This window comes from Verrucosispora sioxanthis (genome assembly GCF_010560025.1).
Taxonomy (GTDB): Bacteria; Actinomycetota; Actinomycetes; order Mycobacteriales; family Micromonosporaceae; genus Micromonospora; species Micromonospora palythoicola.
On the sequence record NZ_SAIY01000002.1, the window covers coordinates 157,688 to 170,967 of the forward strand.

Below are 13,280 nucleotides of genomic sequence, written 5' to 3' on the forward strand. Positions count from 1 at the left end.
GGCGGTGCGCGGTGAGGCGTACGCGGGCAGGCGGTAACGTCGGCGGGGTGTCTGATGCTTTGCCGCTTCGCCTCGTGCTCGCGTCGGCGAGCCCAGCCCGCCGCAAGTCTCTCCAGGCTGCCGGCATCGAGCCGGACGTGCTGGTCAGTGGAGTCGACGAATCGCTCGTGGTGACCGAACGGGCGGAGGATCTCTGCCTCGAGTTGGCCCGGCTCAAGGCGCAGGCCGTGCTGGGTCGGCTGCGTCCCACGGACGACGAGCGCACCCTTGTGCTCGGCTGCGACTCGGTGCTCGCCTTCGACGGCGAGATCTTCGGCAAGCCCGACAACGAGGCCGACGCGACCCGACGGTGGGAGCGGATGCGTGGGCGTAGCGGGGTGCTGCACAGCGGGCACTGTCTCGTCGACATCGCGGCCGGGCGACGCGCGGAGGCGGTGGCCTCCACCGTGGTGCACTTCGCCGACATCAGCGACCACGAGATCGCCACCTATGTCGCGACCGGCGAGCCGCTGGCGGTGGCCGGTGCGTTCACGATCGACGGACTGGGCGGGCCGTTCGTGGAGCGGATCGAGGGGGATCCGGGGACGGTCGTCGGGCTTTCCCTGCCGCTGCTGCGGAGGCTGCTCGGCGAGTTGGATCTGCGGATCACCGATCTGTGGACGAAGGTCGCGCCTGGTAACCAGATCGTCGAACCGCTCGGTTAGGTTCCGGGGATGACGCTGAAGTCGATTCCACTCACCGACGACCTGCACCGGTACCTCGTGGCGCACGGCGCCCCGCCGGACGAGGTCATCAGCGACCTGGCGCGGGAAACGCTCGCGCTGCTTCCCGAGCACGCGTCGATGCAGGTCGCGCCGGAACAGGCCGCATTCCTGACGTTCCTGACCCGGCTGATCGGTGCCCGACAGGCGGTGGAGGTGGGCACCTTCACCGGGCTGTCGTCGCTGGCGATCGCCCGTGGGCTGGCCGAGGGTGGACGGTTGACCTGCTTCGACATCTCGGAGGAGTACACAAGCGTGGCCCGCCGGTACTGGGCGCGGGCCGGTGTCGACGACCGGATCGACCTGCGGATCGGACCGGCCGGTGACACGCTGCGCGAACTGCCGCACGACCGGCACCTGGACTTCGCCTTCATCGACGCCGACAAGACCGGCTACCCGGTCTACTGGGCCGAGTTGGTGCCTCGGATGCGGCCGGGTGGTGTGATTGCCGTGGACAACGTGCTGCGTAACGGTCGGGTGGTGGCACCGCAGAGCGCCGACGACCGGGCGATCGCGGCGTTCAATGAGGATGTGCTGGCCGACGTACGGGTGGATGCCGTGATGCTGCCGATCGCCGACGGCCTGACCCTCGCCCACGTGCACTGACACCGACGCCGGGGGCATCGACCGACGCCGGGGGCATCGACCGACTCCGGTTACGGCATGTCGCGGCCTCCCGGAGACGGGAAACCGCGACATGCCGCAACTCGGGCCGCCGGCCGCCCATGCCGAACCGGGCCGCCGGCCGCCCCGCCGGACTGGGGCGGTCGGGGGGCGCGGTCGGTCTGGGTGGGTGGGGTCAGCGGACGCTGCGGGCGAACTGGCGGGCGGCCCAGTAGACGCCGGCCGCGGCGAGCACCGCGATGATGCTCAACCCCTGCCAGACCCGGTCGTCGCCGATGTCGCCGTTGAACAGGGCCCGGGTGCCGTCGACCGCCCAGGAGAACGGGTTCCACTTGGCGACGCCCTGCAACCAGCCCGGGGCGAAGGCGAGCGGCAGCAGGATGCCGGAGAGCAGCAGCACCGGCTGGGCCACGGTGTTCATCAGCGGCGCCAGGGCGTCCTCGCTCTTCACCTTCAGCGCGACGCCGTAGGAGACCGCCGAGGTCATCAATGCGATCAGGGCGAGCATCAGGTACGCCAGCAGCAGGTCACCGATGAACACCCGCAGGTCGAACAGGAGCGCGAGCAGCGTGATGATGACGGCCTGGGTCATCAGCGACACCACGTCGCGCAGCGACCGGCCGAGCAGCAGGGCGAGCCGACTGACCGGGGTGACCCGGGAACGTTCGATGACCCCGGCCCGTAGTTCGGCGATGAGTCCGAAGCCCTGAAAGAGGCCACCGAAGATGGCCAGCAGAACCAGCAGACCAGGCACGAAGATCTTGTACGCCTCGGCCTGGGTGGCTGCGCCCAGCGCCGGCTTGAGCAGCGGGGCGAACAGCAGCAGGTACATCACCGGTTGGAAGACGCCGACGAAGACCCACACGGGGTTGCGCAGCAGCAGGTGCAGCTGCCGTTGGAAGATCAGCCAGGTGTCGCGAGCGAGCTTCATGAGATCTCCGGGTCGGGTCAGGACTCGCGCAGCGAGCGGCCGGTCTTGGTGAGGAAGACGTCGTCGAGACTCGGGCGGTGCAGCTCGATCGACCTGAGGTCGAGCCCTGCCGCGTCGACCCGGCGCAGGATCCGCGGGATGGCGGTGGCACCCTCGTCGACGAAGAGCCGCAACCCGCCCTCGTCGAGCAGTTCCAGCCGGTTCACGTACTCCTCGCCGTCGAGCAGTTTCTCGGCCTCGCCGGTGGCGGTGACGTCCAGGCCGACCTGGACCACGTCGCCGGAGATCTCCCGCTTGAGGTCGGCCGGCGTACCCTCGGCGACCACCTCGCCGTGATCCATGATCGCGATGCGGTCGCAGAGCGCGTCGGCCTCGTCGAGGTAGTGCGTGGTGATGAAGACGGTCATCCCGTCGGCGCGCAACCGGCGGATCTCGTCCCACATGTGCGCGCGGCTCTGCGGGTCGAGCCCGGTGGTCGGCTCGTCCAGGAAGACGATCTTCGGCTCGTGGATGATGCCGAGCGCGATCTCGACCCGGCGTCGCTGGCCACCGGAGTACGTCTTGCACTTGCGGTCGGCGAACTCGACAAGTTGGAACGCCTCCAGCGCCCGGGCGGCCCGCCGCTGCGCCTCGGTCTTGCGGATGCCGTACATCCGGGCCTGGAGCACCAGTTCCTCGCGGCCGGTGGATTCGTCCCAGGTGCTTCCGCCCTGGGCCACGTAGCCGATCCGGCGACGCACCTCACCCGGGTCCTTGAGCAGGTCGGCGCCGGCGATGGTGGCCTGACCCCCGTCCGGCTCGATCAGGGTCGCCAGCATCCGCAGCGTGGTGGTCTTGCCGGCACCGTTCGGGCCCAGGAACCCGAAGATCTCGCCGGCCGGGACGTCGAGGTCGACGCCGCGTACCGCCTCGACGGTTTTCGTCTCCCGACCGGCCCGGCTGCGGAACGACTTCCGCAGCCCTCTGGTCTCGATCATGTCCTGCTCCCCGCTCGTGGCCGTTGTCGGCCATCATCGTCACCGGCACTCGACCACATCGGTACGACACCACGCCGCTCAATTACCTCGCCCGGACAGTGCGCCATCCCACACTGAGCGATCGTTAGGGCAATCGGGGTGCCCGATAAACTCCCGGTCAGTAACCCGCCGGGAGGAGCCACCAGGTGCGCAAGGTACTCATCGCCAACCGAGGCGAGATCGCCGTCCGGGTCATCCGCGCCTGCCGGGACGCGGGCCTGGGCAGCGTCGCGGTGTACGCCGACTCGGACCGGGACGCCCTGCACGCCACGCTCGCCGACGAAGCGTACGCCCTGGGTGGTGACACCGCCGCGGATTCCTACCTGCGCATCGACAAGCTGATCGACATCGCCCGACGTTCCGGCGCCGACGCGGTGCATCCCGGGTACGGCTTCCTCTCCGAGAACGCCGACTTCGCCCAGGCGGTCATCGACGCCGGCCTGACCTGGATCGGTCCGACCCCGCAGGCGATCCGCGACCTGGGCGACAAGGTGACCGCCCGGCACATCGCCCAGCGGGCCGGCGCCCCACTGGTCCCCGGCACCGCCGACCCGGTCGGCAGCCCCGACGAGGTGATGGCCTTCGCCGTCGACCACGGCCTGCCGGTGGCGATCAAGGCGGCTTTCGGCGGCGGTGGGCGCGGGCTGAAGGTGGCCCGCACGATGGAGGAAATTCCGCAGCTGTTCGAGTCGGCCACCCGGGAGGCGGTCGCCGCGTTCGGGCGGGGCGAGTGCTTCGTCGAGCGGTACCTCGACCAGCCCCGCCACGTGGAGGCGCAGGTGCTGGCCGACCAGCACGGCAACGTGATCGTGGTGGGCACCCGGGACTGCTCGTTGCAGCGCCGCCACCAGAAGTTGGTCGAGGAGGCGCCGGCGCCGTTCCTCACCGCCGCGCAGCGGGCCCAGATCCACGACAGTGCCAGGGCGATCTGCCGGGAGGCCGGCTATCACGGTGCCGGCACCGTCGAGTACCTGGTCGGCAGCGACGGCACCATCTCCTTCCTGGAGGTCAACACTCGACTCCAGGTGGAACACCCGGTCACCGAGGAGACCGCCGGCATCGACCTGGTCCGTGAGCAGTTCCGCATCGCCGACGGCGAGAAGCTGCGGTTCACCGAGGACCCGACCCCGCGCGGGCACTCCATCGAGTTCCGGATCAACGGCGAGGACCCGGGCCGCAACTTCCTGCCCGCCCCCGGTACGGTCACCGCGCTGCGGCTGCCCACCGGCCCCGGGGTACGGGTGGACGCCGGCATCTCGGCCGGCGACGTGATCGGCGGCAACTTCGACTCCCTACTCGCCAAGGTCATCATCACCGGTGAGACCCGGACCGAGGCGTTGGAGCGGGCCCGCCGGGCACTTGACGAGATGGTGGTCGAGGGGATGGCCACGGCGCTGCCGTTCCACCGTCTGGTGGTGCGCGACCCGGCGTTCACCGCCGAACCGTTCACCGTGCACACCCGGTGGATCGAGACGGAGTTCGACAACACCGTGCCGCCGTTCACCGCCGCCGCCGGGGCTCTTGCCGGCCCGGCGGAGCGCGAGACCGTCGTGGTCGAGGTGGGCGGCAAGCGGTTGGAGGTGAGCCTTCCCGCCGGTCTCGGCGCCGGTACGGTCGGTGCCGCCGCGCCAGCCGCGCGGAAGCCCACCCGTCGGGGTGGTGGGACAACGGCCGGCGCGGCGGTGAGCGGTGATTCGCTCACCTCGCCCATGCAGGGCACCATCGTCAAGATCGCGGTCGCCGACGGCGACACGGTCGCCGAGGGTGACCTGGTGGTGGTGCTGGAGGCGATGAAGATGGAGCAGCCCCTGCACGCCCACAAGGCCGGCACGGTCAGTGCCCTGTCGGCCGAGGTCGGCGCGGTGATCACCGCAGGCGCGGCGATCTGCACCATTGCCTGAGGTGTGACGGGCGTCAGCGGAGGGTTTCCGCGGCGACGGCGCAGACTGCGGCGGTCAGTGCGGTCAGCACCTGCGAGTCGAGGCGCCAGTGCTGCCAGTACAGCGGCACGTCCAGCACCCGGCCGGGTGCGATGTCCACGCAGCGCCCGGCGGCCACGTCGGCGTCGGCGAGCTGCTCCGCCATCAGCCCCCAGCCGAGCCCGAGTCGGATCGATTCGTTGAAGGCCGGCACCGACGGCACGTAGTGCACGGGCGGGTCGAGGGCGCCCCCGGTCACCGTACGCAGGAAGCGGTGTTGGATGCGGTCCTTGCGGTCGAAGACCACCACGGGCGCGACGGCGGCCGACGTCCGGGTCAGCCCGTCGGCGAACCAGCGGTCCGCCAGTTCGGGTGCGGCCAGGGCCCGGTAGCGCATCGCGCCGAGCCGGCGTACCCGGCAGCCCTGCACCGCTTCGCGCTGGGCGGTCACCGCGGCGGTGACCGTACCGGCACGCAGCAGCTCGGCGGTGTGGTCCTGGTCGTCCTGCCGGATGTCGAAGGACAACTCCGGCTGGTCGGGCAGCCGGGCGAGCGCGGCCGGGAACCAGGTGGCGAGCGAGTCGGCGTTGACCACGATGGCGACCCGGGTGCGGCCCCGGTCGCCGCCGAGCGGGCCCCGCGCGTCGGCGAGTGCCTCCCGTTCCAGCAGCGCGAGTTGGCCGGCCAGGCGCAACAGCGGACGTCCGGCCTCGGTGGCGTCGCAGGGCCGGTGGCGCCGGACGAGCACCTGCCCGACGGTCTCCTCCAGCGCCTTGATCCGTTGGCTGACCGCCGACGGTGTCACGTGCAGCAGGCGGGCCGCCGCCTCGAAGCTGCCCTCCGCGACGATGGCCGCGAGGGTACGGAGCTGGGTGGAGTCGACGCCACTCATGAAGCTGAGCTTAACTAGCTGAAGAATCTTTAGCTGGACTCAGGAAAGCAGGCGCCTCTAGCGTCGGCCACATGCTCACCTCCGTCGTCGCCGGCTTCTCCCTCTCCATCGCCCTCATCGTCGCCATCGGCGCGCAGAACGCCTTCGTGCTGCGTCAGGGCCTGCGCCGGGAGCACGTGGTGCCGGTGGTGCTGACCTGCGCGCTCTCCGACGCGTTGCTGATCGGGGTGGGCATCGCCGGGGTGGGCTCGATCGTGGCCGGCCGCCCGGTCCTGCTCACCGCGATCCGTTGGGGTGGGGCGGCCTTCCTCCTCGGGTACGCGGCCCTCGCCGCCCGCCGGGCGTTGCGGCCCGCCGCGCTCGCACCGGCCGACCGGCCACCGGCCCGGCTCGGCCCGACGCTGCTGGCCTGCCTCGCCTTCACCTACCTCAACCCGCACGTCTACCTCGACACGGTGCTGCTGCTCGGCGGGATCGCCCAGCAGCACCCGCACCGGTGGCTGTTCGGGGTGGGCGCGACGACGGCCAGCGTGCTCTGGTTCGCGGCACTCGGTGCGGGCGCGTACCGGCTCGCTCCGCTGCTCGCTCGCAGGCGGGTCTGGCAGGTGCTCGACGGCGTGATCGCGGTGGTGATGATCGCAGTGGCGCTGGCCCTGGTGCTGGGCTGAGTCATGATGGCCGGGTGCGGTTCCTCAACGGCGTGAATCCCGGGTACGACCTGACCTACAACGACGTCTTCATGGCACCGGCCCGCTCGGAGGTGGGTTCGCGGCTCGACGTGGACCTGGCCACCGGCGACGGCACCGGTACCACCATCCCGCTGGTGGTGGCGAACATGACGGCGGTCGCCGGCCGACGGATGGCCGAGACGGTGGCCCGACGTGGCGGCATCGCGGTGATCCCGCAGGACATCCCGATCGACGTGGTGGCGGAGGTGGTCGCCTGGGTCAAGCAGCGGCACCTGGTGCACGACACGGCGATCTCGTTGGGCCCGAACGACACCGTCGGTGACGCCATCCACCTGCTGCCCAAGCGGGCGTACGGCGCGGTGATCGTGGTGGACGACGACGGTCGCCCGGTGGGGGTGGTGACCGAGGCCGACACGGTCAGCGTGGACCGGTTCACCCAACTGCGGCACGTGATGTCGACCGAGTTGCACACGGTGCCCGTCGACGCGGATCCGCGTACCGGCTTCGACCGGCTCTCGGCGGGCCGGCGGCGGCTGGCGCCCGTGGTGGACGACGCGGGCCGGCTGGTCGGCGTGCTCACCCGCCCCGGTGCGCTGCGGGCGACGCTCTACAAGCCGGCGGTGGACGCCCACGGTCGACTGCGGATCGCGGCGGCGGTGGGCATCAACGGCGACGTGGCGGGCAAGGCGAAGGCCCTGCTGGAGGCCGGGGTGGACACCCTGGTGGTGGACACCGCGCACGGCCACCAGGAGCGAATGATCTCCGCCCTGCGGACGGTACGCGGCCTCGACCCGGCCGTGCCGGTGGCGGCCGGCAACGTGGTCACCGCCGACGGGGTACGCGATCTGGTCGACGCGGGTGCCGACATCGTCAAGGTGGGTGTCGGTCCGGGCGCGATGTGCACCACGCGGATGATGACCGGGGTCGGTCGGCCGCAGTTCTCGGCGGTACTGGACTGCGCGGCGGCGGCCCGGGCCCTGGGCCGCCATGTCTGGGCCGACGGTGGCGTGCGGCATCCTCGGGACGTGGCGCTGGCGCTGGCCGCCGGTGCGTCCAACGTGATGATCGGCTCCTGGTTCGCCGGCACCTACGAGTCCCCCGGTGACCTCTTCACCGACGAGGAGGGCCGGCGCTACAAGGAGAGTTTCGGCATGGCCTCGGCGCGGGCGGTGAGCGCGCGTACCGGCGACGACAGCCCCTACGACCGCGCCCGAAAGGCGATCTTCGAGGAGGGCATCTCGTCGGCCCGGATGTACCTGGATCCGACCCGTCCCGGGGTGGAGGACCTGATCGACGAGATCATCTCGGGAGTGCGGAGCGCCTTCACCTACGCCGGTGCGCGCACCCTCGACGAGTTCCACGATCGGGTGCTGATCGGCGTGCAGAGCACCGCCGGCTACACCGAGGGCATGCCCCTGCCGACCAGTTGGTGAGGTCGGGGCAGGTGCCGGCTGACGATGTTCAGTCGCTGCCCGGCACCGGGGTGAAGAGGTGTCGGATCACCGACCGGGCGGCGTCACCCGGGTCCTCGCCCAGCCCGGCGGGGAGTGCCCCGGCCAGCCAGAGGGTGGCGAAGCCGTGCACGATCGACCAGGCCGCCAGCACGTCTCCGGGCGGTCGGGTGGCGCGGGTGGCGGAGGGCGGCGAGCGGGCGGCCCGGCCGGTGCGGCCGTCCCGGTCGCCGCGTCCGGCATGCCGCTCGGCGGTCTCCACCGTGCCGGCGGCGGGCGTGGCACCGCCGGACCGGTGCGCCAGTCCGGCGCGCAGAACGGCGCCGGAGCGTTCCCGGCGGCCCGCAGCTCGGAGTCGTCGGCCCGGTAGAGATCGGGATGGAACATCACCTCGAAGTGGGCGCGGTGTCGAACGGCGAACTCCACGTAAGCCACGCCGAGATCCAGCAGCTCGTCGCCGGCCTCGGTGAGCGCGTCGGCGAGGGCGTCGAAACCCTGCACCGCGATCGCGGTGAACAGGCCGGCGCGGTCGCCGAAGTGGTGTGCCGGTGCGGCGTGCGAGACGCCGGCCCGGCGGGCCAGGTCGCGCAGGCTCAACGCCGCCGGCCCTGACTCCTCGATCGCCTGCACGGCCGCGGAGAGCAGGGCGCGGCGCAGGTCGCCGTGGTGGTAGCCGCGGGTGTCACGCATCACCCCACCCTATCTTGTCATTGACAAGATGCGCACCCGACGACAATCTTGACAGCGACAAGATTTGCGGTTGAGGGAGGTATCCATGGCCCCGCTGATCGCCCTGGTCGCCGGCACCGGGCTCGCCCGACTGGTTGGCCTGGCCGGGCTCTCCGCGCTCGACGGATGGCACCCGGCGCTGCGGGTCGGGCTGGCGCTCATGTTCGTCATGACCGGGATCGTGCACTTCGTCGGCCGTCGGCGGCAGGACCTGATCGCCATGGTGCCGCCCCGGCTGCCACGGCCGGATCTGCTGGTCACGGTGACCGGCGTGCTGGAACTCGCGGGCGCGGTCGGGTTGCTCGTGCCGGCCACCGCCCGTTGGGCCGCCGCCGGGCTGGCCCTGCTGCTGCTGGCCATGTTCCCGGCGAACGTCTCCGCCGCCCGCCGCCGGCTCACCCTGGCCGGACGCCCGGTCACTCCGCTCGGCACCCGTACCGCGCTGCAACTTGTGTTCCTCGCCGCCGCGATCGCGGTCGCGGTCGGACCGTGAGCCGGATCCGAGCACGACCGCGACCCGTCGGCGTCAGCGGGCCGGCAGCAGGTCGCCGGAGTGGGCGGCCACCACCGCGCTGATCAGCCCGATCGCCTCGGCCGCCGGCTGCGGCTCCAGCGAGCGGCCGTCGCGCAACCGCAACGCCACCCGGCCGTCGGCCGCCTCCCGGGCGCCCACCACGGCGGCGTACGGGATCCGGCGGCGTACCGCATCGCGGACCCGGGCACCGAGCGAGCCGGCATGGTCGACCTCGACCCGCAGGCCCGCCTCGGTGGCCTGCCGGGCCAGGTCGGCCGCGGCCTGGGCCTGGTCGTCGCCGACCGGCAGGACGACCAACTGCACGGGGGCGTACCAGGGCGGGAAGGCACCACCGTGCACCTCGATCAGGTACGCGAACAGCCGCTCCATGCTGCCGGCCAGGCTGCGGTGCACCATCACCGGACGCCGGCGGGCACCACCGGCGTCGGTGTACGCCAGGTCGAACCGCTCCGGCTTGTCGAAGTCGAGCTGGACGGTGGAGAGGGTGTACTCGCGATCGGCCGCGTCCCGCACCTGGATGTCGATCTTCGGGCCGTAGAAGGCGGCCTCGCCGGGCGCCTCGGTGTACGGCTCCCCGTCGAGGGCGGCGCGGAGCAGGTCCTCGGCCCGCGCCCACTGCGCGTCGTCACCGACGTACTTCTCCCCCGGCCCGCGCAGCGACAGCCGTACCCCCGCCGGCCGCACGCCCAGCGCCGCGTGCGCGGCCCGGATCAGCCGCAGGATCTCCGACACCTCCTGGCCGACCTGCTCCAGGGTGCAGAAGTTGTGCGCGTCGTTGAGGGTGATGGCGCGGACCCGGGAGAGCCCGCCGAGCACTCCCGAACGTTCCGCGCGGTACATTCCCCCGATCTCCGAGACCCGCAGCGGCAGTTCCCGGTAGGAACGCCCACGGGACCGGTAGACCAGGGCATGGTGCGGGCAGAGCGCCGGACGGAGCAGCAACTCGTCGTCGCCCTCCCCCGGCCGCATCGCGGGAAACATCTCGGCGACGAAGTAGCCGAGATGTCCGGAGACCTCGAACAGCTCCCGTCGGCCCAGCGGCGGGGTGTACACCTGCTGGTAGCCGGCCCGGCGTTCCAGCTCACGCAGGTACTCCTCGACGGCGTGCCGGGCGGCGGCACCGGCCGGCAGCCAGATCGGCAGGCCGGCACCGCAGAGCGGATCGGTGGCGAACAGGTCCAGGTCCCGGCCCAGCCGGCGGTGGTCGATCATGTCAGGCTCCTTGGCGGTAAGCCCCGACACGACCCCTGACCCACGACGCACAAGTGCCCCGGGCGGATCGCCCGGGGCACTTGCGTAGACGAAGACGTCAGTGCGGCGCGCCAGGCTTCCCCGGCGTCGTCGTCAGCACCGCACTGCACATGCGCGGAAGCGTATGCCCGCGCCGCGCACCGCCGCACCTCTTTTTGACCGGGCCGCTGGCACGGGACCTGCCAGCGGCCCGGCGGCGGCCCGGGCGTCAGGAACGGGGGACCCGACGCTCACCGGGCCGCGCGCCGACAACGGTACGCCGCCGAGGGAGATTTCGGCGACCGTGCCTCGCCGTCAACCCTCATCGATATGTTCACGCCTGCGCCGCGCATCCGGTCAGAAGTCCCGCCGGCCGGGTGCCCGACCGCCCGGAGCAGCCGGTCACCCGGGGAAATCCGGATGACCCGTCGGGGTGGTCCCGGGGTCGGATTTCGGTGCTCGTCCCGGATCCGCCCAGGGTGCCCGCGACGACAGGCTGAGACATGCCTGGAATCCGGAGTTACGGAGCACTGGCCCTCGGTGGGATCGTCGTCGCGGCGGTGCTCACCGTCATCGGTCACGCCGGGGTCAACGACCTGGATCCGGTCAGTCTGACCGTCAGCGACTACGCCGTCTCCGACTCCGGCGGGATCATCCACGTGGCCATGCTGCTGCTCGCCGCCGCCTCCGCCGTGCTCATCCCGACACTGGGTCAGCTCGGTCCACCGCGCGGTCGGCGATCCGCCGCCGCCGAGTGGCTGTTGGCGGCCTGGGCGGGCGGGCTGCTGGTGTCGGGTCTGGTGCCGACCAACCAGCCCGGCACCGAGATGGGTACGACCGCCTACGTGCACCGGTACGCCTCGGTGATCGCCTTCCTGGCGCTGCCGGTCGCCGGCTGGTTGCTCGCCGCCCGGCTGCCCGCCGGTGCCCGGGCCGGGCGCTGGCTGCGGGCGCTGACCGTGACCAGCCTGCTGCTGGCCACGGTCATGGCCTGGTCCGCCTACCCCGGCGACCGCGCCTACTACGGCCTCATCGAGCGCTTGCTGATCCTCGCCGAGGTGGCCCTGCTCGTCGTCATCGCCTACTCCAGCTCGTGGAGCATCAGTTGGCGGCCGGCTTCGGTGACCGAGCCGGAGAGGCTGGGGTAGATGGTGATGGTCTGAGCCAGCTCGTTGACGGTGAGGTTGTTCTCCACGGCCAGCGTGATCGGCATGATCAGTTCGCTGGCCTTCGGTGCGACCACCACTCCGCCGATCACCTGTCCGCTGGCCGGGCGGCAGAACAGCTTGACGAAGCCGTCCGGGATCTCGTCCATCTTCGCCCGGGCGTTGCCACCCAGCGGCAGCATCACCTGACGCGCCGGCACCTTGCCGGCGTCCACCTCGTCCTGGGAGACCCCGACCGTGGCCAGCTCCGGGTCGGTGAAGACGTTCGCCGAGACGGTACGCAGCCGCAGCGGCCGGACCGCCTCACCGAGCGCGTGCCACATCGCGATCCGGCCCTGCATCGCGGCGACGCTGGCCAGCGGCAGCACTCCGGTGCAGTCGCCGGCCGCGTAGATGCCGGGCACGTTGGTCCGGGACACCCGGTCCACCGTCACGTAGCCACCCCGGGCCAGCTCGACGCCGTACTCGGCCAAGCCCAGCTCGGCGGTGTTCGGGATCGAACCGACCGCGATCAGGGCGTGCGACCCGGTGACCGTACGACCGTCGGAGAGCTCGACCTCGACGCCGTCGGCGGTGCGTCGGACGCCCTCGGCACGGGAGTTGTTCAGGATGCTCATGCCCCGGGTCCGGAAGACCCGCTCGATCGCCTGGGCGGCGTCGGCGTCCTCGTGCGGCATCACCCGGTCGCGGCTGGAGACCAGGGTCACCTCGACGCCCATCGCGAGGTACGCGCTGGCGAACTCGGCACCGGTGACGCCGGAACCGACCACGATCAGGTGCTCGGGCAGTTCGGGCAGGTCGTACACCTGCCGCCAGGTCAGGATGCGCTCCCCGTCGGGCAGCGCGGTGGGCAGTTGGCGGGGCGTGGCACCGGTGGCGATCAGCACGGTCGAGGCATCGATGGCGTACGCGGCCTCCTCGCCGTCCGGCGTGACGATCACCCGGTGGGTGTGACCGAGCGTGTCCTCGCCGAGCCGGGCGCGCCCGGACACGAAGGTGACCCCGGCCTTGACCAGCTTCGCGTGGATGTCGGCGGACTGTGCCAGGGCGAGCCGCTTGACCCGGTCGTTGACCGCCTGGGCGTCGACGGTGACCGCCTCCAGCCCGTCGGAGTGCACCCCGAAAACCTCGGTGTCGCGGTAGCCGGTCACCACCTCTGAACTGGCGATGAACGTCTTCGACGGTACGCAGTCCGACAGCACGCAGGCGCCACCGGCGCCCTCGGCCTCCACGACTGTGACGTCGGCGTCCAACTGGGCCGCCACCAGTGCCGCCTCGTAGCCCGCCGGCCCCCCGCCGATGATCACGATTCGGCTCACCACGACCGTCCTTCCTCC

The 13,280-nt window shown here is 71.7% G+C and carries 12 protein-coding genes and 1 pseudogene; 7 read left to right on the forward strand and 6 right to left on the reverse strand.

Features of this window, described 5'->3' with window-relative positions; translation table 11 throughout:
* Positions 1-47 precede the first annotated feature (47 nt).
* A complete protein-coding gene (locus ENC19_RS05850) occupies positions 48-704 on the forward strand; it encodes a Maf family protein (protein ID WP_164446134.1) in 657 nt (218 codons plus the stop codon).
* 9 nt (positions 705-713) lie between these two features.
* On the forward strand, positions 714-1,367 hold the full coding sequence (locus ENC19_RS05855) for an O-methyltransferase (protein ID WP_164446135.1): 654 nt from the start codon (positions 714-716) through the stop codon (positions 1,365-1,367).
* 193 nt (positions 1,368-1,560) lie between these two features.
* On the opposite strand, the gene ENC19_RS05860 is transcribed toward ENC19_RS05855, so the two are convergent.
* Positions 1,561-2,316, reverse strand: coding sequence for an ABC transporter permease (locus ENC19_RS05860; RefSeq protein WP_164446136.1), 756 nt, complete (start codon positions 2,314-2,316; stop codon positions 1,561-1,563).
* 17 nt (positions 2,317-2,333) lie between these two features.
* The gene (locus ENC19_RS05865) at positions 2,334-3,293 is read right to left on the reverse strand and encodes an ATP-binding cassette domain-containing protein (RefSeq protein WP_093406253.1); all 960 of its coding nucleotides are present in this window, start codon (positions 3,291-3,293) and stop codon (positions 2,334-2,336) included.
* Between the two features lie 185 nt (positions 3,294-3,478).
* On the opposite strand from ENC19_RS05865, the gene ENC19_RS05870 reads away from it, so the two are divergent.
* A complete protein-coding gene (locus ENC19_RS05870) occupies positions 3,479-5,233 on the forward strand; it encodes an acetyl/propionyl/methylcrotonyl-CoA carboxylase subunit alpha (protein ID WP_164446137.1) in 1,755 nt (584 codons plus the stop codon).
* A gap of 13 nt (positions 5,234-5,246) precedes the next feature.
* On the opposite strand, the gene ENC19_RS05875 is transcribed toward ENC19_RS05870, so the two are convergent.
* On the reverse strand, positions 5,247-6,143 hold the full coding sequence (locus ENC19_RS05875; RefSeq protein ID WP_164446138.1) for a LysR family transcriptional regulator ArgP: 897 nt from the start codon (positions 6,141-6,143) through the stop codon (positions 5,247-5,249).
* 71 nt (positions 6,144-6,214) lie between these two features.
* Here ENC19_RS05875 and ENC19_RS05880 point away from each other — a divergent pair, with 71 nt between their 5' ends.
* Both ENC19_RS05880 and ENC19_RS05885 read left to right on the forward strand, forming a co-directional pair.
* Entirely contained in the window at positions 6,215-6,811 is a 597-nt protein-coding gene (locus ENC19_RS05880) for a LysE/ArgO family amino acid transporter (RefSeq protein ID WP_164446139.1), read from the forward strand.
* A 14-nt stretch (positions 6,812-6,825) separates the two neighbouring features.
* The gene (locus ENC19_RS05885) at positions 6,826-8,265 is read left to right on the forward strand and encodes a GuaB1 family IMP dehydrogenase-related protein (RefSeq protein ID WP_164446140.1); all 1,440 of its coding nucleotides are present in this window, start codon (positions 6,826-6,828) and stop codon (positions 8,263-8,265) included.
* A gap of 28 nt (positions 8,266-8,293) precedes the next feature.
* Here the strand turns inward: ENC19_RS05885 and ENC19_RS31695 are convergent.
* Positions 8,294-8,973 (reverse strand): annotated as a pseudogene (locus ENC19_RS31695) (TetR/AcrR family transcriptional regulator).
* A gap of 85 nt (positions 8,974-9,058) precedes the next feature.
* On the opposite strand from ENC19_RS31695, the gene ENC19_RS05895 reads away from it, so the two are divergent.
* Complete coding sequence (locus ENC19_RS05895) at positions 9,059-9,505, forward strand: DoxX family protein (RefSeq protein ID WP_164446141.1); 447 nt, start codon at positions 9,059-9,061, stop codon at positions 9,503-9,505.
* Positions 9,506-9,538: 33 nt separating this feature from the next.
* On the opposite strand, the gene thrS is transcribed toward ENC19_RS05895, so the two are convergent.
* Positions 9,539-10,759 (reverse strand): threonine--tRNA ligase, encoded by a 1,221-nt coding sequence (gene thrS, locus ENC19_RS05900; protein ID WP_164446142.1) that lies wholly within the window; start codon positions 10,757-10,759, stop codon positions 9,539-9,541.
* A gap of 521 nt (positions 10,760-11,280) precedes the next feature.
* On the opposite strand from thrS, the gene ENC19_RS05905 reads away from it, so the two are divergent.
* The gene (locus ENC19_RS05905) at positions 11,281-11,925 is read left to right on the forward strand and encodes a DUF998 domain-containing protein (protein ID WP_164446143.1); all 645 of its coding nucleotides are present in this window, start codon (positions 11,281-11,283) and stop codon (positions 11,923-11,925) included.
* Here the strand turns inward: ENC19_RS05905 and ENC19_RS05910 are convergent.
* On the reverse strand, positions 11,859-13,262 hold the full coding sequence (locus ENC19_RS05910) for an NAD(P)H-quinone dehydrogenase (protein ID WP_164446144.1): 1,404 nt from the start codon (positions 13,260-13,262) through the stop codon (positions 11,859-11,861). The two genes, ENC19_RS05905 and ENC19_RS05910, sit on opposite strands and share 67 nt — an antisense overlap.
* Positions 13,263-13,280: the final 18 nt, after the last annotated feature.